Origin of the sequence: Patiriisocius hiemis (assembly GCF_031846325.1) — a bacterium.
In the GTDB taxonomy this organism is placed as follows: Bacteria; Bacteroidota; Bacteroidia; order Flavobacteriales; family Flavobacteriaceae; genus Patiriisocius_A; species Patiriisocius_A hiemis.
Genome location: NZ_JAVRHZ010000003.1, coordinates 184,756 through 207,020, shown reverse-complemented (window position 1 = coordinate 207,020; position 22,265 = coordinate 184,756). Strand labels below are relative to the sequence as shown.

At 33.6% G+C, this 22,265-nt stretch carries 25 protein-coding genes; 9 read left to right on the top strand and 16 right to left on the bottom strand.

The window, feature by feature from the left end; translation table 11 throughout:
- Positions 1-14 precede the first annotated feature (14 nt).
- Positions 15-785 (top strand): XRE family transcriptional regulator, encoded by a 771-nt coding sequence (locus RM538_RS07780; protein WP_311332849.1) that lies wholly within the window; start codon positions 15-17, stop codon positions 783-785.
- 50 nt (positions 786-835) lie between these two features.
- Here the strand turns inward: RM538_RS07780 and RM538_RS07775 are convergent, their stop codons facing one another.
- Positions 836-1,081 (bottom strand): hypothetical protein, encoded by a 246-nt coding sequence (locus RM538_RS07775; protein ID WP_311332848.1) that lies wholly within the window; start codon positions 1,079-1,081, stop codon positions 836-838.
- A 23-nt stretch (positions 1,082-1,104) separates the two neighbouring features.
- Positions 1,105-1,335 carry a hypothetical protein gene (locus RM538_RS07770; RefSeq protein WP_311332847.1) on the bottom strand — a complete coding sequence of 77 codons (231 nt, stop codon included), beginning with the start codon at positions 1,333-1,335 and terminating at the stop codon, positions 1,105-1,107.
- 119 nt (positions 1,336-1,454) lie between these two features.
- Here RM538_RS07770 and RM538_RS07765 point away from each other — a divergent pair, with 119 nt between their 5' ends.
- Positions 1,455-2,108: a DUF2461 domain-containing protein gene (locus tag RM538_RS07765; protein WP_311332846.1), complete on the top strand. Its 654-nt coding sequence runs from the start codon at positions 1,455-1,457 to the stop codon at positions 2,106-2,108.
- Here RM538_RS07765 and RM538_RS07760 read toward each other — a convergent pair.
- Positions 2,098-3,360, bottom strand: coding sequence for a 3-deoxy-D-manno-octulosonic acid transferase (locus tag RM538_RS07760; protein WP_311332845.1), 1,263 nt, complete (start codon positions 3,358-3,360; stop codon positions 2,098-2,100). The genes RM538_RS07765 and RM538_RS07760 overlap by 11 nt on opposite strands.
- A gap of 99 nt (positions 3,361-3,459) precedes the next feature.
- Here RM538_RS07760 and RM538_RS07755 point away from each other — a divergent pair, with 99 nt between their 5' ends.
- The 3 genes from RM538_RS07755 (at position 3,460) to RM538_RS07745 (ending at position 5,918) form a co-directional block, all read left to right on the top strand.
- The gene (locus RM538_RS07755) at positions 3,460-4,617 is read left to right on the top strand and encodes a DegT/DnrJ/EryC1/StrS family aminotransferase (RefSeq protein WP_311332844.1); all 1,158 of its coding nucleotides are present in this window, start codon (positions 3,460-3,462) and stop codon (positions 4,615-4,617) included.
- The gene (gene galE / locus RM538_RS07750; RefSeq protein ID WP_311332843.1) at positions 4,604-5,632 is read left to right on the top strand and encodes a UDP-glucose 4-epimerase GalE; all 1,029 of its coding nucleotides are present in this window, start codon (positions 4,604-4,606) and stop codon (positions 5,630-5,632) included. Before RM538_RS07755 ends, galE begins: the two co-directional genes overlap by 14 nt.
- A gap of 94 nt (positions 5,633-5,726) precedes the next feature.
- Positions 5,727-5,918 (top strand): hypothetical protein, encoded by a 192-nt coding sequence (locus RM538_RS07745; RefSeq protein WP_311332842.1) that lies wholly within the window; start codon positions 5,727-5,729, stop codon positions 5,916-5,918.
- A gap of 57 nt (positions 5,919-5,975) precedes the next feature.
- On the opposite strand, the gene fabD is transcribed toward RM538_RS07745, so the two are convergent.
- From fabD to RM538_RS07725, 4 genes are read right to left on the bottom strand one after another with little or no spacing between them, the layout of a single operon-like run.
- On the bottom strand, positions 5,976-6,857 hold the full coding sequence (fabD, locus tag RM538_RS07740; RefSeq protein ID WP_311332841.1) for an ACP S-malonyltransferase: 882 nt from the start codon (positions 6,855-6,857) through the stop codon (positions 5,976-5,978).
- Positions 6,858-6,890: 33 nt separating this feature from the next.
- Positions 6,891-7,736: a fructosamine kinase family protein gene (locus tag RM538_RS07735; protein ID WP_311332840.1), complete on the bottom strand. Its 846-nt coding sequence runs from the start codon at positions 7,734-7,736 to the stop codon at positions 6,891-6,893.
- An 18-nt stretch (positions 7,737-7,754) separates the two neighbouring features.
- Positions 7,755-8,237: a dihydrofolate reductase gene (locus tag RM538_RS07730; protein WP_311332839.1), complete on the bottom strand. Its 483-nt coding sequence runs from the start codon at positions 8,235-8,237 to the stop codon at positions 7,755-7,757.
- The gene (locus RM538_RS07725) at positions 8,234-8,665 is read right to left on the bottom strand and encodes a 2TM domain-containing protein (RefSeq protein WP_311332838.1); all 432 of its coding nucleotides are present in this window, start codon (positions 8,663-8,665) and stop codon (positions 8,234-8,236) included. The genes RM538_RS07730 and RM538_RS07725 overlap by 4 nt, the downstream gene beginning before the upstream one ends.
- Before the next feature lie 65 nt (positions 8,666-8,730).
- On the opposite strand from RM538_RS07725, the gene RM538_RS07720 reads away from it, so the two are divergent.
- Positions 8,731-9,795 (top strand): aminotransferase class V-fold PLP-dependent enzyme, encoded by a 1,065-nt coding sequence (locus RM538_RS07720; protein ID WP_311332837.1) that lies wholly within the window; start codon positions 8,731-8,733, stop codon positions 9,793-9,795.
- A 1-nt stretch (position 9,796) separates the two neighbouring features.
- Here RM538_RS07720 and RM538_RS07715 read toward each other — a convergent pair whose 3' ends face one another.
- The 5 genes from RM538_RS07715 to RM538_RS07695 form a co-directional block, all read right to left on the bottom strand.
- Positions 9,797-10,078, bottom strand: coding sequence for a DUF427 domain-containing protein (locus tag RM538_RS07715; RefSeq protein ID WP_311332836.1), 282 nt, complete (start codon positions 10,076-10,078; stop codon positions 9,797-9,799).
- Between the two features lie 7 nt (positions 10,079-10,085).
- Positions 10,086-11,036: an L-histidine N(alpha)-methyltransferase gene (locus tag RM538_RS07710; protein ID WP_311332835.1), complete on the bottom strand. Its 951-nt coding sequence runs from the start codon at positions 11,034-11,036 to the stop codon at positions 10,086-10,088.
- Between the two features lie 36 nt (positions 11,037-11,072).
- The gene (gene egtB, locus RM538_RS07705; RefSeq protein ID WP_311332834.1) at positions 11,073-12,233 is read right to left on the bottom strand and encodes an ergothioneine biosynthesis protein EgtB; all 1,161 of its coding nucleotides are present in this window, start codon (positions 12,231-12,233) and stop codon (positions 11,073-11,075) included.
- Between the two features lie 62 nt (positions 12,234-12,295).
- Positions 12,296-12,724, bottom strand: coding sequence for an energy transducer TonB (locus RM538_RS07700; protein WP_311332833.1), 429 nt, complete (start codon positions 12,722-12,724; stop codon positions 12,296-12,298).
- A gap of 17 nt (positions 12,725-12,741) precedes the next feature.
- A complete protein-coding gene (locus RM538_RS07695; RefSeq protein WP_311332832.1) occupies positions 12,742-13,566 on the bottom strand; it encodes a thymidylate synthase in 825 nt (274 codons plus the stop codon).
- A gap of 133 nt (positions 13,567-13,699) precedes the next feature.
- On the opposite strand from RM538_RS07695, the gene RM538_RS07690 reads away from it, so the two are divergent.
- Positions 13,700-14,080 (top strand): hypothetical protein, encoded by a 381-nt coding sequence (locus RM538_RS07690; protein WP_311332831.1) that lies wholly within the window; start codon positions 13,700-13,702, stop codon positions 14,078-14,080.
- A 2-nt stretch (positions 14,081-14,082) separates the two neighbouring features.
- On the opposite strand, the gene RM538_RS07685 is transcribed toward RM538_RS07690, so the two are convergent.
- From RM538_RS07685 to RM538_RS07670, 4 genes are all read right to left on the bottom strand, one after another.
- On the bottom strand, positions 14,083-15,846 hold the full coding sequence (locus RM538_RS07685; RefSeq protein WP_311332830.1) for a nucleoside transporter C-terminal domain-containing protein: 1,764 nt from the start codon (positions 15,844-15,846) through the stop codon (positions 14,083-14,085).
- Complete coding sequence (locus RM538_RS07680; protein WP_311332829.1) at positions 15,847-16,473, bottom strand: bifunctional nuclease domain-containing protein; 627 nt, start codon at positions 16,471-16,473, stop codon at positions 15,847-15,849. It lies immediately after the preceding gene.
- A gap of 98 nt (positions 16,474-16,571) precedes the next feature.
- Positions 16,572-17,537 carry an electron transfer flavoprotein subunit alpha/FixB family protein gene (locus RM538_RS07675; RefSeq protein ID WP_311332828.1) on the bottom strand — a complete coding sequence of 322 codons (966 nt, stop codon included), beginning with the start codon at positions 17,535-17,537 and terminating at the stop codon, positions 16,572-16,574.
- Positions 17,538-17,559: 22 nt separating this feature from the next.
- Positions 17,560-18,300, bottom strand: coding sequence for an electron transfer flavoprotein subunit beta/FixA family protein (locus tag RM538_RS07670; protein WP_311332827.1), 741 nt, complete (start codon positions 18,298-18,300; stop codon positions 17,560-17,562).
- A gap of 268 nt (positions 18,301-18,568) precedes the next feature.
- On the opposite strand from RM538_RS07670, the gene RM538_RS07665 reads away from it, so the two are divergent.
- Both RM538_RS07665 and RM538_RS07660 read left to right on the top strand, forming a co-directional pair.
- The gene (locus RM538_RS07665; protein ID WP_311332826.1) at positions 18,569-19,549 is read left to right on the top strand and encodes a pyruvate dehydrogenase complex E1 component subunit beta; all 981 of its coding nucleotides are present in this window, start codon (positions 18,569-18,571) and stop codon (positions 19,547-19,549) included.
- 89 nt (positions 19,550-19,638) lie between these two features.
- Positions 19,639-22,113, top strand: coding sequence for a DUF5686 family protein (locus RM538_RS07660; protein ID WP_311332825.1), 2,475 nt, complete (start codon positions 19,639-19,641; stop codon positions 22,111-22,113).
- The last annotated feature ends 152 nt before the right edge of the window (positions 22,114-22,265 follow it).

Here is a 22,265-nt window from a genome sequence, read left to right as displayed (position 1 = left end):
AGTACTTTAGATATATGGATAAAGAACTTTCTATAGAAGCACGTAGATTTAAAAAAGTGCGTGAAGAACAAAACTATACGCAACAATCTTTTGCAGAGCTATTGGGTATAGGTGCTACCACGGCAGATATCGAGAGAGGTAAGACCAAAATTTCTGGTAAAGCAGTTATGGAATTACTTCGCTTATTTAATGTAAATCCTTTATGGTTGTTTGGTAAAAGTTTTACTCAATATGTAAACATTAATGGAGGAGATGTAAGTCCTAAGGTAATAACTTTAGATCTCGAAGAGCGAGAAACCATAGCTTTAGTAAATCAAAAAGCTGCTGCTGGTTACCCTCATAATATTCAAGATTTAGATTGGTATGAGTCTTTACCTGCTTTTAATATTCCGTTACCTCAATACAGAAATGCAACCTATAGAGGTTTTCAAGTAGAAGGAGATAGTATGTTACCTAATATTAGGCCAAATGAGTGGGTGTTGGGTAAAGCTGTTTCTAGTATCACAGAAGCAACAGATAGTAAAATTTACATAGTAGTTTTAAAAGATTCGGTACTAGTAAAAAAACTACAAAAAGTATCTTCTAATCCAGAAAAAGTAAGACTTATTTCTCTTAACCCTGAATATCTACCAATTGATGTTGATATAAAAGATGTGCAAGAACTTTGGATGGTAAATAGTAAATTAACTTTTGGTATTGATGAGCCTACAGATAGCTCATTATTAAGACAGTTGCAAAAGTCTATGGAAGATTTAAAAGGCCAGATTAATAATTTAAACACATAAAAAAAGACCTCATATTTGAGGTCTTTTTTCTATAAAATTTAGATGATAAACTAATCATTTTCTTTTTCAACCTTTATAGTTGTTTCCCCATCTTCTTTTTTGATTTTCACTTCTTTTTCTTCGGTTTCCATTTTAATTTTTGTTTCGTCACCGTCGGATTTAATTTTTACATCAGCCCCATCTTCTTTCATTTCTTCAATTAAATCTTCTTCGGCTGTCTGTTTTTTATCTCTACAAGATGTAAAAACTACTGCCAACAAAAATATTGATACTATTGTATATGCTATTTTTCTCATGTTTTCTATTTATTTTAAAATTTCTAGGCGTCGTCGTTACCTATTTTGTCAATTTCCTCGTTAATTTCTTCATTAACTTCCTTGTCAACTTCTTTTGCAGTTCTTTCTAGAATTCCTTCTGCTTCTTCAGTTTTTTCTTCTACTTCTACCTCTACTTCTTTAATTACTTCTTTGGTTTCAGTTTTTGTTTCTCTACAAGATGTAATAGAGATGGTAAAGGCTACTACTGCGATACTTAAAATTAGTTTTTTCATTTTTGATTGTTTTAGTGTTAAATTATTAAACAAACATAGTTTTTTTAACATTTGTACAATTATAAAGTTTTCACAATCTTTTTTAAGGTTCTCTTAATCAGTATCTCTAACTTTGTTGTATGGATTTTAAAAAAATGTATTCATTCTTAGAGAAACTTACTCGGAATAACCATAAAGATTGGATGGACGCAAACCGCAAAGAATATCATAATGTACGAGACGCTTACATTAAATGGTTAGATGAGATGAATATTAAATTGGCGCAAATTGATCCAGACTACTTTAATACACCTGGTAAAAAAGCAATAAATAGGATTAATAATAACTTGCTTTATCACCCTAACAAACCAATATACAAAGACCATTTTGGTGCTGGCTTAGATCAAGAAAGTAAACAAGGGGATTTTTATATTCACTTGGGTGTAGAAGAATCATTTATAGGAGGTGGTTACTGGCACCCTTCCAGCAAAACATTAAAAAGCATTAGGGAGGCTATAGATTATAATGGCGAAGAACTATTGCGAATTTTAAATAAAAAGAGTTTTTCAAAAATGTTTGGAGGCTTACTTATTGATAACCCATTAAAAACGGCTCCTAAAGGCTTTTCTAAAGATCATCCGCATATAGATTTACTTCGTAGAAAAAGTTTTGCAGTTTCTTATAACCTTTCTAGGAAAGAGGTTCAAAGTCCTTATTTTGATGCACAGGTTATCGAAATTTACAAAGAACTATTGCCCTTTAGGCGATATTTAAACCAAGCAACTACTGTTTAAAGTGTTCCCTTATATGATTCATTACAACATTTGTTGCTCCTGTATTGCTATTTATAAAATGCCCAGCAATCATACCTGTTTTATTTCTAAAAGAAGCATCATTACTAAGTTTTTGTATTATTTCACTACACTCTTCTTTGGTAGCTATAGAAAACAACCCTGCTAATGATTGTAAACGTTTGGCTTCAGGAAATTCATCATAATGCTTCCCAATAACTATTGGAATTCCAAAAGTAGCTGCCTCTAGAATATTATGAAGCCCTGTACTTCCCATGGCTCCGCCAATGTAGGCTATATCTGCGTAGCTATAAATCTTAGTTAGTAAACCTATTGTATCAATAATAAAGATATTGGTTTCAGAAAGTGAACTAGTTTGTGTTTTTTCAGAAGTATTAACTTCAGAATATAAAATAGAGGTTTGTGTAATCTTTCTTCTGAAGGCTGAAATTTTTGAAGGTTCAATTTTATGAGGAGCAACAATAAATTTTACATTTTCTGAAGCATTATTGATTGTATCTAATAAAACAGCTTCGTCTTCTTTCCAAGTACTTCCGCAGACAATACAAAGTGCATCTTGTTTAAACTCTTCTATAATTGAAATAGAGTTATCTTGCTCTATTTGATTGCTCACTCTATCAAAGCGCGTATCGCCACTTACCGAGGTATTTGTAATACCAATCTTGTGCAATAAATCCTTTGAAGATTCATTCTGTAAAAAATAATGGTTAAATGTTTTTAATGCATCTTTCATAAAGCCACCATACGCCTTAAAGAAAACCTGATTGGGTCTAAAAAGTCCAGACAAAAGATAGATAGGAATATTACTTTTTTGAAGAGTAAATAGATAATTAGGCCAAAACTCGTATTTCACAAAAAATACCATGCTTGGATGTACTGTTTTTATAAATCGCTTTGCATTACCCTTTGTATCTAAAGGTAGATATACAATTACATCGGGTAGTGAATCATTCTTTTTGTTCTCATAACCAGAAGGAGAAAAAAAAGATACAACTAATTTATAATTTGGATACTCCTTTTTAATAGCCTGCATTATTGGGACACCTTGTTCATATTCGCCAAGTGAAGCACAATGAAACCATATAGTTTTGTCCGTTATCTTTATTGATGAAGAAAGGGTAGCAAAGGTTTGTTTTCTTCCATTAACGAACAGCTTCATTTTAGAACTAAACCATTGCGAAAGCCAAATGCCAAGAAATGATAGGTGTGTTAAAATATTATATACAATACTCATAAAAAAGCTACTTATGCTAAAATACGTTTCTTTACTTACATACAATTGGTTTAGCAGTTTGTATTTTCGTAATTTTACAAGAAATAGTAGTACTACTTTATGCGAAAAATACAAATGGTAGACCTTAAAGGTCAATATAAGGCTATAAAAGAGCAAATAGATAGCTCTGTGATTGATGTAATAGAGTCCACAGCTTTTGTAAATGGTCCAGAAGTGCATGCTTTTCAAAAAGAATTGGAAGACTACCTTGGTGTGAAGCATGTAATTCCCTGTGCTAATGGTACAGATGCGTTACAAATAGCTATGATGGGCCTAGGGTTGCAGCCTGGAGATGAGGTGATTACTGCAGATTTTACATTTGCTGCTACTGTAGAGGTAATTGCATTATTAGGACTTACTCCAGTCTTAGTTGATGTTGACCCTGTTACATTTAACATTGATGTTGAAGCTATAAAAAAAGCAATTACACCAAAGACAAAAGCGATTGTTCCTGTGCATCTTTTTGGACTATCTGCTCAAATGGATGAAATTATGGAGCTTGCAAATGCACATGATTTATATGTAATTGAAGACAATGCACAAGGCATTGGTGCTACTTACACTTCTAAGGATGGGACAAAAACAAAAACAGGAGGGATAGGACATGTGGCTTCTACTTCTTTTTTTCCATCAAAAAATTTAGGATGTTACGGAGACGGTGGAGCTATTTTTACTAATAATGATGACTTAGCTCACACTATTCGAGGGATTGTAAACCATGGGATGTATGTACGTTATCATCATGACGTGGTAGGTGTAAACTCTAGACTAGACTCTATTCAAGCTACAATTTTAAGAGCAAAGCTTCCACTTCTTGATAACTATAACGCCAAAAGAAGAAATGCTGCAAGGAAATATACTGCTGCATTTACTGGGATTAAAAACTTAATTACACCAACAGGTTTCTGTGATGCAAAAAACTCAATCTGTGATGTCTGTGATTGTCATGTTTTTCACCAATACACATTACGAGTTACAGGTGCAGATCGAGATGCTTTAGTGCAACACCTTAACAACAATAATATTCCTTGTGGGGTGTATTATCCTATACCTTTACACTTGCAAAAAGCATACAGAGATGACAGGTATAATGAAGCAGATTTTCCTGTAACTAATAAATTGGTAAAAGAAGTAATTTCATTGCCTATGCACACAGAGCTCGATGATGAGCAAATTGCATTTATTACTAAAACAGTTATTGATTTTGTTACAAAATAAAATTCTAGTTACTGGCGGGTTAGGATACATTGGTTCTCATACTGTAGTTGCCTTGCAAGACGCAGGATTTCAAGCAGTTATTGTGGATAATCTTTCTAATTCTACAATTAATGTATTGGAAGGAATCACTTCGATTACACGAAAAGCTCCAATTTTTGAACGATTAGATTTACGAGTAAAGCATGATGTTATTGAGTTTTTTAAAAAGCATGATGACATTACTGGAATAATTCACTTTGCTGCAAGTAAAGCAGTAGGCGAGAGTGTTAAAAACCCTTTGCTATATTATGAAAACAATCTGCATACACTTACGTATTTGTTACAAGAGTGTACGGCTAGAAATATTGATAACTTCATTTTTAGTTCTTCATGTACAGTATATGGTGAACCAGATAGTTTGCCTATTACTGAAGATGCTCCAGTTAAAATTGCTAACTCTCCCTATGGTAATACCAAACAAATAAGTGAAGAGATATTAAAAGATACATGTGCAATTTCAAAATTAAAAACAATTTCACTCCGCTATTTTAACCCAATAGGCGCACATGATTCAGCAAAAATTGGAGAATTGCCTCTCGGTGTACCTCAAAATTTAGTTCCTTTTATTACACAAACTGCTGCTGGTTTACGAAAAGAACTTTCGGTTTTTGGTGATAATTATCCTACGCCAGATGGGAGCTGTATTCGTGATTATATACATGTTGTTGACTTAGCCGAAGCTCATGTAATTGCGCTACAACGCTTACTAGATAATAAAAATGAAACGCCTTTTGAAATGTTTAATATAGGGACTGGTAAAGGGAGTTCTGTTTTGGAAGTAATAACAGCTTTTGAAAAAGTTAGCCAACAAAAATTGCCTTATAAAATTGTGGATAGGCGTGAAGGAGATGTGGTTTCTGTGTATGCTGATACCACAAAGGCAAATAATATATTAGGTTGGAAAGCCAAAAAAACTATGGAAGAAGCATTAGCTTCAGCATGGGAGTGGGAGAAAGTAGTACGTAGCACTACTTAAAATTATGTTAATTTTTTAACCAAGGTTTAACGACTATTAATTTGATTAGGATATAAAACCTTGTAAATTTGCACTTTAACATTAAAAGTTTGTAATGAAACTGATTTCAGTTACTAGAAAAACAAAAAACGAAAAACGATTTACAGAAAAAATGGGAATGTTTACAGCTAAGGTTGTATATGTTAAGAAAACCATTTTAAGTATACCTTTTAAAACAATCCATAAATACCGTGAAACTTATTACGGTAAGGTAAAGGATTGTGAAGCATGCAATTTAAGCGCGTAATAAACTTATAAAATAAAAAAGTACAGTCTTTACAGGTTCTTCTTGTAAAGACTTTTTTTATAGCGCTGCTTTACTTGCCGTAACAGACCTATCTATTTTTCGCATTAACCCTTGTAGTACATTTCCTGGTCCTACTTCAATAAACTCTGCAGCGCCATCTGTAACCATATTCTGGATACTTTGTGTCCACTTTACAGGTGCCGTTAATTGAGAAATAAGGTTTTGCTTTATTTGGTCTGCGTCTGTAACCGCCGTAGTACTTACATTTTGATAAATAGGACAAGCTGGTGCCGTAAATTTTGTTGCTTTAATAGCGGCGGCAAGTTCTTCTCTAGCAGGCTCCATCATTGGGCTATGAAATGCACCACCTACAGGAAGGAGTAATGCACGTCTTGCTCCAGCTTCTTTTAAAGATTCACAGGCCGTTTTTACAGCTTCAATCTCACCGCTAATTACTAATTGTCCTGGACAGTTATAATTGGCAGCAACAACAATGCCTTGGGTTTCTTGACAAATTTTTTCTACTACATTATCCTCTAGACCTAATACAGCAGCCATTGTAGATGGGGCTGCTTCGCAAGCTTTTTGCATGGCAAGAGCACGCTTATAAACCAATTGTAATCCATCACTAAAAGCTAATGTTCTATTAGCCACGAGTGCAGAAATTTCTCCTAAAGAGTGACCTGCTACCATATCTGGTTGAAAGCTATCGCCAAGAACTTCAGCAAGGATAGTGGAATGTAAAAAAATAGCAGGTTGAGTTACTTTGGTTTCCTTTAATTCTTCCGGAGTTCCCTCAAACATTATTTTTGCAATGTCAAAACCTACAATTTCATTAGCCTGAGTAAACAATTCTTTTGCTTTTTTTGAGGTGTCATATAGGTCTTTTCCCATACCTGTAAATTGAGCCCCTTGTCCTGGAAATATATATGCTTTCATATTTTAATGGTTTGTTTTAGCTAGATTTCAAAGTTAAGAAAACCTATTAACAATCTCTTTTGCTTGATGAAAATAACTTCCGCCAAATAAATTTACGTGTACTAAAATATAGTATAACTGAAATAATGGTATCCTATCTTCCCACCCATATACCAAAGGAAACGTAGAATGATACTGCTTGAATACTTCTGAAGGAAAGCCGCCAAAAAGATGCATCATTGCAATGTCCATTTCTCTGTTCCCAAAACAAACTGCTGGGTCAATTAAAACAGGGGTTCCATTTTCTGAAATTAAAAAATTGCCATTCCACAAATCACCATGTAATAAAGAAGGTTTTTCTTCAGGAATAAGACCTGAAATGTTACCATAAAAAGAATTTAAATCTCCAAAATCATACCCATTGCCTTTTGCCAAATTAAATTGTGGTTTTAACCGCTGTTTAATATAAAAATCTACGGCTAATTCCTCTTTAGAATTGTGTTGTGGTAAGTAAGCAATAAAGTTATCATGGTCAAGACCAAAATTTTCTTGGGATGTTTTATGGAGTTTTACAAGATTATTGGCAAAGGTTTCCCAAAAATCTTGACTAGGCTTTTCTTGTGAGATAAAATCAATTAGTAAATAGCCATATTCCTCTATAGTTCCATGCCCAATTACTTTTGGAATGATAAAACTTTTGGAAGTTCTAAGTAACTCTAAACCCAATGCTTCAGCATGAAACATTGCTGTACTATTTTTACTATTATTCAGTTTTACAAAATAGTCTGCTTGGTTTGTAGTTATTTTAAAAACATGGTTTAACGCGCTTCCCGAAAGTGGCTTATAATCTTTTAAAACAAGATTATATTTTGCTACTATTTTACTTAAAAGCGATTGCATAATGAAACTGAATGGTGCTTACTTCCTAATCCAAGTTTCATAACTAAAAGCAAAATCATGTTTTTCATCTTTTTCATGCTTCACTTCACTTATTAGTTTCCAGTCTTCTTTTGGTATTTCTGGAAAAAAAGTATCGGCTTTAAATGTGCCAAAAACTCGAGTTAATTCTATACAGTCACTTACTTCCATCCCAAGTCTGTATATTTCGCCACCTCCTATGATAAAGGGTTGATTGTCGTTTTCAACTTTTTGCAATGCTTCTTCTAAGGAGTGTGCTATAATTACATCTTTATGGTGGTAGTTTTTATCTCTAGTTATAACAATATGTGTTCTATTAGGAAGTAATTTTGGGAAAGACTCAAAAGTTTTTCGCCCCATAATTATATGGTGCCCAGTAGTAAGTTTTTTAAAGCGTTTAAAATCGTCAGGAAGATGCCAAACTAGATCGTTATTTTTTCCAAGTTCATTGTTAAGCCCTGCGGCAGCTATCATTGTAATCATTCTACGTCTGGGGGTAGGAGGTTGGGGTTCTCGTTTTTTTTTACTTCTTCTTTCTTAGGTAGTGGCATCTCTACATCAACTTGTTGTTGAAGTTCTTGGATGCGTTTTGCTTGTTTTGCTTTTAGTTTGTCTAATTGTTTGTTTTCCCATTCTTTGTCCATGAATTTATTCATGATAAACACATTAAAAACATGAATTAAAAATAAAAATGCCCACAATAAAATAGCCCATATAAACCAATCTTTAATAAAAAAATTATCTCCAAATCCTAAAACAGGATTAATAACAATTAAAAGAACTGACCCCACTAAAAAAATAATAAAGTGTTGCATGAGTCTTTTTTTCTGAACCACTCTTTTACGTGCATATTCGTACTGTTCGCGTTGCTCAGTATCAATTCTTTCGGTTTTTTTAGATTTTGAAAACATTGTTGGTTACTTTTAGTGTATTATAAAAATACCCTTTTTTTAACACTTCAGAAAACAATAATAGCATGAGAGAAGATTTTCCAGTTTTAGAAAAGTATACGTACTTAAATACGGCATCTTGTGGTTTGCTTTCAAATTCTTTAGTGCAATGGCGAAGGAGGCAAGACGAACAATTACTTGAAGGGGGAAGTGTTTTTAGAGATAAGCATAAAGAACACTTGAGCTCTATACGTAAAACTGTGGCTACTTTTTTTGGAGCTGGTATCCGTGAGACAGCTTTAGTTCCTAACTTTTCTTTTGGACTAAATACTTTTATTGAAAGTTTAGGAAAAAAACAAAAAGTACTCTTACTTACTAATGAGTATCCATCTGTTAGTTGGGCATTTTTAACCAAAGATTTTGAAGTTTGTTATGCTCTAATTACACAGGATTTAGAAAATAATATTGAGCAAGCTGTTGAAAAACACAGACCAACCATTTTTGCCTTTAGTTTAGTACAATATCTTAATGGAATAAAAATAGACATCGATTTTTTAAAAAGATTAAAAGCTTATCATCCGGATTTACTGTTAGTAGCAGATGGAACACAGTATTTAGGGACAGAAGTGTTTAATTTTTCTGAAAGTCCTCTAGATGCTTTGGGTTGTAGTGCCTACAAATGGTTGATTTCAGGGTATGGGAATGGCTTTTTTCTTGTAAAAGAAAGTCTACATAATAAACTACACCCTACAACAATAGGTTTTAATTCTGCTGAAACGTTTGATACAAGAAGAGAAGACGTCTCTTTTATAAAACATTTTGAGCCTGGTCATCAAGACACGTTAAATTACGGAAGTCTTGAGCAATCTCTTTTAAAATTAAATGAATTAGGCATGGAAACTATTTCAAGCAAGCTAAAAGAATTGATTAATTATAGTAAAGAGGCATTTACAGAAAAAGGCTTATTAGAAGATTCTATATTGCATAGGGATAATCATTCGTCAATTTTTAATATTAAAGGAGATGCTAGTGTTTTTCAAAAATTAAAAGAAAATAATATTATATGTTCTTTACGAGGTAGTGGTATTCGTGTGAGTATGCACTATTACAATACAAAAGAAGATTTAGATAAATTACTAAGTTTAGTGTAAACTACTCAGTAACTTCAACACCTTTCCAAAAGGCAACATATCCCTCAATAGACTTTGCCGCGTGGCTTGTTTTTGGATAATACCAAGCAGCATCTGAATTTGTTTGCCCATCAACTTCAATAGAATAATAAGAAGCATCCCCTTTCCATGGACAATGTGTAGATGTATCACTTGATTTAAAAAACTCTTTTTTTATAGTATTTGGAGGAAAGTAATGATTGTTTTCTATTACAATGGTTTCGTTACTTTCTGCAACTACTGTATTTTTCCAAACTGCTTTCATATTTTATTTATTGTTTTCTTTTAAACAAATAGTTTTTGTAATACCCTTTACTGTCTGTAAAATCTTTCTCAATGTGTAATCCAGATTCTTTTGCAAGCCAATTCACAACTTTGTCGTTATATTTTTGAGAAATTTCGGTATGTATTGTTTCCCATGCATCAAAACTAATGGTGATGTCTAGTGAGTCTATAGTTACTAGCATCTCTTTTGTTGCTACTAAATAACTTTTTGCAGTACCCGTTTCTGGGTCATATACTTCCCAATGTTTAAAATTATCAAGATTAAAGTTTCCTCCTAACTCTTTATTTATTCTGTTTAGTAAGTTTTTATTAAAAGCTTCTGTAATTCCAGTTAGATCATTATAAGCGTCTAGTATAGTTTGTGGATTTTTTTTCTGATCAAAACCCATAAATAGTAAATCGTTTTCATTCATACTATCCTTAAGCTTTGATAAAAAATCGATTGCTTTTGGGTGCAGAAGATTTCCAATATTAGAGCCTAAAACCATAATTACTTTTTTTCTGTCTTTAAAGTTTTTAAGGCGTTCTAAAACTTCAAAATACTCTCCTTTTTCACCTGCAACCTGGATTTTTGGTATCTCTTTTGAAAGTGCTGTAACTAAATTATCTATGGCATTTTGACTAATATCAATTGGTTTATATGTGTAATTGACATTTTTTTCTTGAAGGTGTTTTAATAGTACTTTGGTTTTTTTTCCATCTCCAGCACCAAGTTCAATTAAGTCAAATCCCTTTTCGGTATCATTAAATGCATTGGCTATAGCTTCTTTGTGAGTTTTTAAAATTTCGAACTCACAATTAGTAAGATAATACTCTGGCATTGCCATAATATCCTGAAAGAGCTTGTCTCCTTTTTTATCGTAAATATATTTTGAAGAAAGATACTTTGGAAAGCTTGTTAAACCCTCAAGAACTTCTTTTTTAAATGTGTTGTCCAATGTGTTTTGTTACATTATTTGAGTAGATGGTCGGTATTATTTAGCGAGTCTTACGCCAGTATATTGCCATCTTAAATTAGTTTGAAAGAAGTTTCTATAGGTTGGTCTTGTATGTTTTTCAGCTGTTACGACAGACCCTCCTCGAAGTACTTTTTGGTTTACCATAAATTTCCCATTGTATTCTCCTATGGCTCCGGGAGCTTTTTTGTAATTGGGATAAGGTAAATAGGAGCTTTCGGTCCACTCCCAGCGTGTCCCCCAATTAAATTTTTCTTGGGCAACTTCCCATTCGAACTCTGTTGGAAGTCTATGGCCTTTCCATTGCGCATAGGCAAAAGCTTCAAAATAAGAAATATGACAAAGAGGTGCGCTAGCATCTACTTTTTTCAAGCCTTGAAGTGTGTAGTAATACCAATCGTTTTCAATTTTATGCCAGTACATAGGTTGAGTCATCTTCTCTTGTTTTACCCATTCCCAACCATCTGCATGCCAGAAATTAAAATCTTTATAACCACCTGCTTCAATAAAGTTTATATATTCTCCATTAGTAACAAGCGAGTTAGAGATTGAAAATTTGTTTAAAAAAACTTTATGTCTTCCTAGCTCATTATCATAGCAAAAACCTTGATTAGTATGCCCTATTTCATAAATGCCTTCTTCTATCGTAATCCAATCTTGTTTTTCTTTTTGAATAGGATACTCAACAAAACTATCATTGTACTTTGGGAGAAGTGGGTTATTACCAAGAATGTATTTAATATCTGTCATTAGCAACTCTTGGTGTTGTTTTTCGTGATGAATACCCATAAGTAAGAGGTGTTCAATCTCTTTAGAAACTTCATTTTCAAGAAGCTCTTTTAACTCATTAGTTACATAATGTATATAGTCATAAACTTTAGCTACACTTGGTCTCGAGAGATTTCCACGGTCATTTCTAACAACTCGTTTTCCAATAGTTTCGTAATAACTATTAAAGACAAAAGCAAAATCTTCGTGGAATAAAGTATAATTGGGTTTATGATGCTTTAAAATAAATTCTTCATAGAACCAAGTAGTGTGCCCCAAATGCCACTTAGGAGGTGAGACGTCTAGACAAGGCTGTACTACATAGTCTTCAATTTCAAGGGGTTTACAAAGGGTTTCGGTGCGCGCTCTAGTTTCAATAAAAAGCGTTTGTAATGTGTTAATTGCAATCATAAAAAAAGAGTTGATTTTATCAACTCTTTAAAGATACTAATATTTATGTTTCATTGCTAGTACTACACCTTAAAGTTAAAAGGTACTTTGTACTTAATAGCTCTTGGTTTTCCTCCCATCATTCCAGGTTTCGACATTTTTGGGATTGCCATTATGTTTTGTTTAGCAGCTTCCTGTAATGCTTTGGTTCCACCTGTTACGCTTTTTATCTCTACAAGCCCTTTTTCGTTAATTACGAAACTTACTATTACTTTTCCTTGTACTTTGTTTTTATACTCTGTTGCTGGGTATTTAAAATTTTGTGCAACATGCGCATATAATTTCTTTTTGAAACAAGCTTTTCTAGCCGTTACGTTCCCTTTTTCGCAGCCAGGCCAAATAGGTGGAATTTCATTAAGGGTTACTTCATTTTTCTGAACATTTCCCCATTCTCTTTGAGCAAATACTGATGTAGACACAAGTAAAGAAAGGACAATAATTAAATTTTTCATAAGTAGGGTTTTAATTTTTAAATAGCAACTGCACCTTTAATGTGCGGATGCGGATTATAATCGACCAATGTAAAGTCATCAAATTTGAAGCCAAAGATATCTTTTACGTCTGGATTAAGCAACATTTTCGGTAAAGAGCGTGGCTCTCTGGATAGTTGTAGTTCAACTTGTTCCATATGGTTACTGTAGATGTGGGCATCTCCAAAAGTATGCACAAAGTCTCCAGCTTCATACCCACAAACTTGTGCCATCATCATAGTGAATAATGCATAAGAGGCTATGTTAAAAGGAACACCGAGAAAAATATCGGCACTACGCTGATACAATTGGCATGATAATTTATTATTAGCAACATAAAACTGAAAAAAGGCGTGGCAAGGCGGTAATGCAGCTTTTCCATTTGCTACATTTTCTGAAAAAGAGACACTTGTATTTGGCATTACGCTAGGATTCCATGCGCTAACTAGCATCCTACGACTATCAGGGTTGTTTTTAAGTGTTTTTATGATATCTGAGATCTGGTCGATTTCTTCACTATTCCAATTGCGCCATTGGTGACCATAGACCGGGCCTAAATCACCATTTTCATCTGCCCACTCATTCCATATTCGAACTCCATTTTCTTGAAGATATTTAATATTTGTATCTCCATTTAAAAACCACAGTAACTCGTAAATAATAGATTTTAAATGAAGTTTCTTAGTAGTTACCATTGGGAACCCTTCACTTAAATCAAATCTCATTTGGTAACCAAAAACACTTTTGGTTCCGGTACCTGTTCTATCTTCTTTAAAGTTTCCGTTGTCTAAAACGTGTTGTAGTAAATCGTGGTATTGTTTCATGCTCATTCCCTGCAAAAACAGGAATCATTTAATATTCAACTTTTTCAAAAAATAAAACTAAAAAAAGCTTCCGTGGTATATAAACAAAACTATAGTAGAATTATTATAAGTTATTAACTTTTTTCTTAACTTCATGGCTGTTAGCAATTTTTTTGCAATGATAGAGCAACGTATAACCCCTTACGGTATTTTAGATTTTTACAAAAAATTTGTAATATTTAATCTAACATGTGATTTACTTGACAAGGAAATCGCAAAAGAGTTGCTTGCTATAACTGATAGCTTTTTTGGGCAAGAACAGTACGTTTTTATATCATATCGAAGTTTTTTTACGAATATTGACCCTGAAGCCTACTCTGTTATTAACCCAAAAAAATTAGCTGGAGTAGCAATTGTTTCAGATTTAGAAATTGTAAAACACTTATCAATTTCTGAACAAAGATTATATAGCGGTTCTTTTTCTTTTTTTCGAACTATAGAAGATGCTATGATTTGGGCAGAAACAGTTGTTTAGGCTTACCCAATCAACATCCCAGCAATCGTAGCTGTAAGTAGGGCGGCAACCGTACCCCCAATAAGTGCTTTAATTCCAAATTTTGCTAGTGTAGTACGTTGCGAAGGGGCTAGTACTCCAATACCTCCAATCTGGATACCAATAGAAGCAAAGTTTGCAAAGCCACATAATGCATAGGTTGCAATTACTATAGAGCGATAATTTTGTATTGCACCAGCCTGCTTTAAATCACTTAAAGAGGCATAGGCAAAGAATTCATTTAGTATTGTTTTTTCTCCAAGTAGTTGACCAATTACTGTTATATCTTCGGCAGGTACTCCAATAATCCATGCAACAGGAGCAAAGATGTTTCCTAAAATATATTGAAGTGAAAACCCATCGTACCTACCATCGGTACTACTTGTAATTAAATCGTTAAGTCCAGTTGGTGCTCCAATTAAATCTACTGTTATCCAATTAAATACTGCCATAACAGCTGTAAAAACTAATAACATTGCGCCTACATTTACGGCAAGTTTTACTCCTTCTGAAGTTCCTCTAGAGATAGCATCTAGTATGTTAGAACCAATTTTATCTTTTGAAATATCTAGCTTTCTATTTACTTCTTCAGTTTCTGGATATAACATTTTTGCAATGAGAATGGCAGCCGGAGCAGACATTATAGAGGCGGTTAATAAGTGTTTTGCAAAAATTATTTTTTCAGCATCACTATCGCCACCTAAAAAGGCAATAAAAGCGGCAAGTACACCTCCGGCAATGGTTGCCATACCACCTACCATAAGACAAAGCATTTCAGACTTTGTCATTTTGTCTAAATATGGTTTTACAACTAAGGGTGCTTCGGTTTGACCTATAAAAATATTGGCAGCGGCAGCTAGACTTTCGGCTCCACTTAAACGCATAGTTTTACTCATTACCCAAGCAAATGCCTTAACAAATAATTGTAAAATACCTAAGTAATATAATAACGAAGTAAATGCCGAAAAGAAAACAATAGTGGGTAATACTTTAAAGGCAAAAATGTATCCAAAAGAGTCCATATCTGTTACCAGACCTCCAAATAAAAACTCAGCACCTTTTTCACTAAAATTTAAAAAGGTAACTACTTTGTCACTTATCCAATCGAAAACGGTTGCAACAAAAGGTACTTTAAGTACTAAGATGGCAAAAACTAATTGTAGTGCTAACCCAGTAAGGACTAATCTCCAATTTATTTTACGTCTGTTGCTGCTTAATAAATAACAAACAAAAAGCAAGAATACCATTCCTAAAGCACCTCTTGCAATACTTTGCAGGCTAAAACCTAACCCCTGGTTTGGGTCTAATGCTAACGATGTTTTTTCGTCATCATCTAGGACAACTTCGGTAAGCTCAGTTTGGGTTGGAGCTGAAAAAGAGTAGCTAATATTATTTTCAGAAAATACTAAACTGCTCTCGGTGAGTGAAGTCACTCTATACCTTCTAATGGTGTCGTTAGGCTGGTTATAGAAAAGAACTAATAGATTATTTTGATATATATAGTCTCCATAAGCTTTTAGACTATCTTTCGCTTTCAAGTTATATGAAAAAACTCCTTCTGAAAGTGAAAAAGTATCATTTTCATCTATCTCAAATAGATTGTTCCCAAGGGAGTCTGTGATGCTAGAAAAATTCCAATCTTTTTCAATACTCTGTGCTATTGAATTTTGAAAACTTCCTAAAAAGATAAAAACAAATAGGTAAAGCACACCTATTTTTTTAAGTACTGAATAATAATGGTGTTGCATTTACGACCTTTTTGAAATTTCATCTCGAATACTAGCCGCTTTTTCATAATCTTCATTAGCAACAGCTTCATCAAGCATTTGGTTTAATTCTTTTATAGTAAATGTGGTATAATCTTCTTTTGAGCTACTTGACGGTGTGGGATCTCCAGTAATCAACTCTTCGATAACAGCATCTTCTTTTTGTGATTGTTTTCTGCTTTTTTTCTTAGGTGTATTTTTAAGCTGAATACCTGCTTTATCAAGAATATTTTTATACGTAAAAATAGGAGCTTTAAACCGAAGAGCTAGTGCAATAGCATCACTCGTTCTGGCATCAATAATTTCTTCAATTTCATCTCTTTCACAAATAATACTAGAATAAAAAACTCCGTCTACTAGTTTGTGAATAATAACTTGCTTTACTTTAATATGAAATCTATCTGAGAAGTTTTTAAACAAATCATGCGTTAATGGGCGGGGAGGTGTAATTTCTTTTTCTAGCGCTATGGCGATAGACTGTGCCTCAAAAGCACCAATCACAATAGGTAATTTTCTGTCACCTACTTCTTCACTTAAAATGAGCGCATAAGCACCATTTTGTGTTTGGCTATAAGATATTCCTTTTATGTTCAGTTTTACTAAACTCATTAAATCTAATGCAAATAAAATTAAAAAAGGCTGTTTAAATTAGGTTGTTTAGATACTAATTTAAACAGCCCTTTATCAAAGGCACAAATTAACAAAAATTATGCGTTTTGAGCTTTAAAGGCTTTTAATTTTTCATTTAGTTGTGGTACAAACTCAAATGCATCACCAACAATACCGTAATCTGCAGCTTTAAAGAAAGGTGCTTCTTCATCTGTATTAATTACAACTTTTACTTTTGATGCATTAATACCAGCAAGGTGTTGGATGGCGCCACTAATACCTATTGCAATGTATAGATTAGAAGCAACTGGTTTTCCTGTTTGCCCTACGTGTTCGCTATGAGGTCGCCAACCCATATCACTTACGGGTTTTGAGCAAGCTGTAGCAGCACCTAAAGTTTCTGCAAGCTCTTCTATCATTCCCCAGTTTTCAGGTCCTTTAAGACCACGTCCACCAGATACTACGATTTCTGCATCTGCAATAGTTACTTTATCTGTTGCCTTATCAACTGAGACTACTTCAACTCCATTATTTTCTGAAATATTAGGGGTATAAGTTTCAGCTGCTGCTGCTGCTTGATTTTCTTTTAAGCCATACGCGTTTTTGGCTAACCCAATTATCTTGACATCTGTTTTAATTTCTGTAGATGCAAATGCTTTGTTGGTAAACACACTATGTGTTACTTTAAAAGGAGATGTACTTTCTGGAAGTTCTGTTACATTGGCAACATAACCTGCCTCAAGATTTACAGCTACAAGAGGGGCCATAAACTTAGAGTTTGCACTAGAGGTTAAAACAACTACGTTAGCACTTTCTTGTTTTGCAGCTTCTGCAACAATGCTTGCGTATGTTTCTGCATTAAACTTGTTGTAAGCTTCATTAGAAACTTCTAGTACTTTGTCGGCTCCATATTTTCCAAGTTGAGAAGAGTCACCTCCGTTAACAGCAACAGCTGTAACCAAAGTTCCTAACATTTCTGCAATTCCTTTTGCATAAGAAACAGCTTCAAAAGCTACTTTTTTATATGTATTATTTTCTGATTCTGTATATACTAATACTGACATTTTTTTTCTTTTTTTAGGATTGTTAAATCACTTTTGCTTCGTTGTGTAATAAGTCTATTAAATCATCTACGTTATCCACAAGCTTAACTGCACCTTTTGGAGCAGGTTTTTTAAAGGATACAGCAGTAGTTTCTGCATTAGCATCAACCGGGTCTTTTACCGTTAATGGTTTGCTTCTTGCCTGCATAATTCCTCTCATATTAGGAATACGCAAATCACTTTCTTCTACTAATCCTTTTTGTCCTCCAACAACTAATGGCAATGCTGTTTTTACAGTTTCTTTACCACCATCAATTTCTCTTATAGCTGTTGCGTCTGTTCCTTCTATTTCTAAGCTAATACAAGTGTTAACAAAGTTAGCCCCTATAATTTTAGCTACCATGCCTGGTACCATCCCACCATTGTAGTCTATAGATTCACGGCCTCCAATAACTAAATCATAACCACCTTCTTTTACTACAGCAGCTAATTGTTTAGCAACTGAAAAACCATCTGTAGCAGGAGTATTTATTCTAATAGCCTCGTCAGCTCCAATAGCAAGTGCTTTACGCAGGGTAGGTTCAGTTTCTGGTCCTCCTACATTTACAACATGGACTTGTGCTCCTTGCTTTTCTTTAAACCACATGGCTCTAGTTAATCCAAACTCATCATTGGGATTAATTACAAATTGAACACCATTGGTATCAAACTTTGTGTCGCCATCTGTAAAATTAATTTTTGATGTAGTGTCGGGTACATGACTTATACATACTAATATCTTCATAGCATTGCCCGCAAAACGGGTATCTTTTAAAAGTTAAACATCTATTGCGAATTAAATGAAACTCGAATTTTAAAGCTTCAAATAACGGCTAGCAAAGATACGTAATATAAATAAAATTTACTATGCATGCATAGTAAATTTTATAGAAACTTATTTTTTTATATACCTATACTATTTAAAGTGTTATTTTTGTTATTCTTCTTTCAAGAATTATCTTTTCAGAAGAAAAAAATAACGAGTTATTCCATTTTTTAGAGTTATAGAATAGATGAAAACACTACAATTTAGAGAAGCAGTTTGTGAAGCAATGAGCGAAGAAATGCGCCGAGACGAAAGTATTTACTTAATGGGCGAGGAGGTTGCAGAATACAATGGAGCCTATAAAGCAAGTAAAGGAATGTTAGATGAGTTTGGCGAAAGACGTGTGATTGACACACCTATTTCTGAACTTGGTTTTGCTGGTATTGGTGTAGGTAGTGCAATGAATGGAAATAGACCTATTATTGAGTTTATGACCTTTAATTTCTCTTTGGTAGGGATTGATCAAATTATAAATAATGCCGCAAAAATGCGCCAAATGAGTGGTGGGCAGCTTAATATCCCTATGGTTTTTAGAGGGCCTACAGCTTCTGCTGGACAGCTAGCTGCAACGCATTCTCAAGCTTTTGAAAGTTGGTATGCAAACTGCCCTGGTTTAAAAGTAGTGGTACCAAGTAACCCTGCAGATGCAAAAGGATTGCTTAAAAGTGCCATTAGAGATGATGACCCTGTAATCTTCATGGAAAGTGAGCAAATGTATGGTGATAAAGGAGAAGTTCCAGAAGGAGAGTATTTAATTCCTTTGGGAGTTGCAGATATTAAGCGTAAAGGAGAAGATGTAACTATTGTTTCCTTCGGAAAAATTATAAAAGAAGCCTACAAAGCTGCAGAAGAATTAGCTAAAGAAGGAATAGAATGTGAAATTTTAGATCTTCGCACAGTACGTCCTATGGACCATAAAGCAATTATAGAATCAGTTAAGAAGACTAATAGGTTAGTAGTTTTAGAGGAAGCATGGCCTTTTGGAAATGTAGCCACAGAAATCACGTACCAAGTGCAAAGCCAAGCTTTTGATTATTTAGACGCACCAATTGTAAAATTGAACACAGCAGATACTCCTGCGCCCTATTCACCTGTTTTACTGGAGGAATGGCTGCCTAATAGTAATGATGTTATTAAGGCGGTTAAAAAAGTAATGTATAAAGAATAGTCTGCTTAAAATTCTTGTTTCTTTACTATAGAAACTGGAACACTATTTGTGCATTAAAATTTTTATCAACAGACTACGTTTACCTACTTATGAAGAAACTCCTACTTGGATTTTTACTATTTCCCCTACTACTTTTTGGACAAACTAAGGTAAGCGGTATTGTAAAAGATAATTTTGGTGAACCCGTTGCCTTTGCTAATGTTATTTTTAAAGATTCTAACGAAGGTACTATTACTAATGAAGAAGGTAGATTCTATCTAGAGAGTGATGATACCTATACTACCTTAATTTTTTCTTTCATTGGATATGCAGAAAAAGAGCTAACACTTACTGAAAAAACCACATACAACATTGAAATAACTTTAGAAGAAGAAACGGCTGCATTAGATGAAGTAGTAGTCTATAGTGGGAAGACTTCAAAAAAAAATAACCCAGCTTTAGACATTCTCCGGAAAATCTGGGAGAACCGTAGAGAGAATGGAGTCAAAAAGTTTAATCAGTATTCATATGATAAGTATGAAAAACTCGAATTTGATTTAAATACCATAGATAGCGCCCTTATCAAAAATAGAATATTTAAGGGGATGGAGTTTGTCTTTGATCAAGTAGATACTTCAAATGTGACAGGAAATACTTATCTGCCTATTTTTATTAATGAAGCTTTTTCTAAAGTGTATGGAGACAATCTGCTTGATGAGGAAAAAGAAATTCTTGAAGGAAATAAAAACTCTGGATTTGAAAATAATAATACGCTTATTGCTTTTGTAAAGGATTTGTATAAAGAATATGACGTATATGATAATTATTTAAAATTCTTTGACAAGTCTTTTACTAGCCCACTTTCAAAAACTGGAATTGACGTTTATAATTACGTTTTATTAGATAGTGCCTTTAGAGATAATAAATGGTGTTACAATATTGTGTATTACCCAAGACGTAAGAATGAATTGACTTTTAAAGGAGATTTTTGGGTAAATGATAGTACCTGGGCAATTAAAGAAATTAACCTTCAAGCCTCAAAAAGTGCTAATGTGAATTGGGTGCGTGAAGTTTATATAGAACAAGAGTTTGATGTGTTAAATGACTCTATTTTTCTACTTACACGTGATTACTTTTTAAGTGATTTTAGTCTTAGGAAAAAAGAAGGGGCAAGAGGAGTTTACGGAAAGCGAACTACTTTATACGATAACTACGATTTTGATAAACAAAAAAGTAAAGACTTTTATAAAGAACAAGTAGACCCTTACCAATACGAAGTATATAATCGTCCTGATGATTTTTGGGAGACAAGGCGTCTTGAAAAACTTAGTAAAGATGAGAAAGGTGTTTATAAAATGCTTGATACTCTTAAAACGGTTCCAAGATTTAAAACCTTGTATAATGTAGGAGCAGTTTTAGCTTCTGGGTATTATGAAGTAGATAACTTTGATATTGGTCCTGTATTTTCTGTTTTTGGGTTTAATGAAGCAGAAGGACTCCGAATTAGATTAGGAGGTAGAACCTATTTTAGCCAGAATGATCCGTGGCGTATAGAAGCTTTTGGGGCGTATGGATTTAGAGATCAGCGCTTTAAATTTGGTGTTTCTGGAAAGTGGCAATTAGATCGAAAATCTAGACTCAATGTATTTGGTGGTCACAGAAAAGACGTAGAACAAACAGGAGCCAGTTTAACTACAAGTACAGATGTTTTGGGTAGAAGCTTAGCTTCTTCTTCACTAATTACAGTAGGTGCAAATGATAGGTTAAGTCGTATTAATCTTACAACTGTTGGGTTTGAAGTAGAACCCTCTAAAAATTTTGTGGTGCGTTTAACAGGTTCCCATAGAACTTTAGAGTCTGTAACAGATACTTTTAGTATCGATTATTTTGATGAAGACGGAAATATTAAAAGCACTATTAGTCAACCAGAAATAGAACTTGGATTTACTTACACACCTAGACGTAAAACCTCTGGATATGGGGTTGAAAGAACAGTCATTAATGACGGTGATTTTCCAACAATTTATTTGGGATATACCTATGGTTTAAAAGATGTTATAGATGGAGATTTTGAATATGCAAAACTACAAGGGCTCTATACTCAACCATGGAATATAGGAGGACTTGGAAAAGCCTATACTACTGTAGAAGTAGGTAAAATTTTTGATCCCGTACCTTTAAGTTTATTAAGTCCTATTCCTGGGAACCAAACATTATTTAGTATTTATAACAGTTTTAATCAGTTAGATTTTTATGAATTTGTAAGTGATACGTATGCTTCTTTTCATTTACAACATGATTTTGGTGGACGTATCTTTTCTAGAATTCCTTTTTTACGAAAGTTTAATCTAAGAGAAGTAATAGGTTTTAGAGCTGTTTATGGAGAAATTTCTCAAGAAAATATAGCACTTAATGCCTCAAATATTGTATACCAAGCTCCAGAAGATATTTATTATGAATATAGTGTTGGAATAGGAAATATATTTAAAATCTTTCGATTAGATTTTAATTTCAGAGGTAACTACCTTGATAATCCCGGTGCACGAAAGTTTGGAGTGACAGGCATTTTTGGATTTGAGTTTTAAAACCAATTCAAAAAAGCACTATATTTACCTCATTATGAAGTCAGCAATAATTGTTCAGTAGTTTATTCTGTTAGATTTTTTCTCCAGAATATAGCATGCGCCATCTTTTAGCGCAGTTTCAACTATACCTAATTATTACTATTAAAAAACTT

Excerpts from the sequence above, each read along its gene's own strand:
- RM538_RS07720 (WP_311332837.1), top strand. The coding sequence starts at position 8,731 with ATGAGAGAAGATTTTCCAGTTTTAGAAAAGTATACGTACTTAAATACG.
- RM538_RS07660 (WP_311332825.1), top strand. The coding sequence starts at position 19,639 with ATGAAGAAACTCCTACTTGGATTTTTACTATTTCCCCTACTACTTTTT.
- RM538_RS07745 (WP_311332842.1), top strand. The coding sequence starts at position 5,727 with ATGAAACTGATTTCAGTTACTAGAAAAACAAAAAACGAAAAACGATTT.
- RM538_RS07765 (WP_311332846.1), top strand. The coding sequence starts at position 1,455 with ATGGATTTTAAAAAAATGTATTCATTCTTAGAGAAACTTACTCGGAAT.
- RM538_RS07735 (WP_311332840.1), bottom strand. The coding sequence starts at position 7,736 with ATGCAATCGCTTTTAAGTAAAATAGTAGCAAAATATAATCTTGTTTTA.
- RM538_RS07685 (WP_311332830.1), bottom strand. The coding sequence starts at position 15,846 with ATGCAACACCATTATTATTCAGTACTTAAAAAAATAGGTGTGCTTTAC.
- fabD (WP_311332841.1), bottom strand. The coding sequence starts at position 6,857 with ATGAAAGCATATATATTTCCAGGACAAGGGGCTCAATTTACAGGTATG.
- RM538_RS07770 (WP_311332847.1), bottom strand. The coding sequence starts at position 1,335 with ATGAAAAAACTAATTTTAAGTATCGCAGTAGTAGCCTTTACCATCTCT.
- egtB (WP_311332834.1), bottom strand. The coding sequence starts at position 12,233 with ATGATTGCAATTAACACATTACAAACGCTTTTTATTGAAACTAGAGCG.
- RM538_RS07730 (WP_311332839.1), bottom strand. The coding sequence starts at position 8,237 with ATGATTACAATGATAGCTGCCGCAGGGCTTAACAATGAACTTGGAAAA.
- RM538_RS07755 (WP_311332844.1), top strand. The coding sequence starts at position 3,460 with ATGCGAAAAATACAAATGGTAGACCTTAAAGGTCAATATAAGGCTATA.
- RM538_RS07760 (WP_311332845.1), bottom strand. The coding sequence starts at position 3,360 with ATGAGTATTGTATATAATATTTTAACACACCTATCATTTCTTGGCATT.
- RM538_RS07780 (WP_311332849.1), top strand. The coding sequence starts at position 15 with ATGGATAAAGAACTTTCTATAGAAGCACGTAGATTTAAAAAAGTGCGT.
- RM538_RS07695 (WP_311332832.1), bottom strand. The coding sequence starts at position 13,566 with ATGAAACAATACCACGATTTACTACAACACGTTTTAGACAACGGAAAC.
- RM538_RS07700 (WP_311332833.1), bottom strand. The coding sequence starts at position 12,724 with ATGAAAAATTTAATTATTGTCCTTTCTTTACTTGTGTCTACATCAGTA.
- RM538_RS07675 (WP_311332828.1), bottom strand. The coding sequence starts at position 17,537 with ATGTCAGTATTAGTATATACAGAATCAGAAAATAATACATATAAAAAA.
- RM538_RS07690 (WP_311332831.1), top strand. The coding sequence starts at position 13,700 with ATGGCTGTTAGCAATTTTTTTGCAATGATAGAGCAACGTATAACCCCT.
- RM538_RS07775 (WP_311332848.1), bottom strand. The coding sequence starts at position 1,081 with ATGAGAAAAATAGCATATACAATAGTATCAATATTTTTGTTGGCAGTA.
- RM538_RS07715 (WP_311332836.1), bottom strand. The coding sequence starts at position 10,078 with ATGAAAGCAGTTTGGAAAAATACAGTAGTTGCAGAAAGTAACGAAACC.
- RM538_RS07665 (WP_311332826.1), top strand. The coding sequence starts at position 18,569 with ATGAAAACACTACAATTTAGAGAAGCAGTTTGTGAAGCAATGAGCGAA.
- RM538_RS07670 (WP_311332827.1), bottom strand. The coding sequence starts at position 18,300 with ATGAAGATATTAGTATGTATAAGTCATGTACCCGACACTACATCAAAA.
- RM538_RS07680 (WP_311332829.1), bottom strand. The coding sequence starts at position 16,473 with ATGAGTTTAGTAAAACTGAACATAAAAGGAATATCTTATAGCCAAACA.
- RM538_RS07725 (WP_311332838.1), bottom strand. The coding sequence starts at position 8,665 with ATGTTTTCAAAATCTAAAAAAACCGAAAGAATTGATACTGAGCAACGC.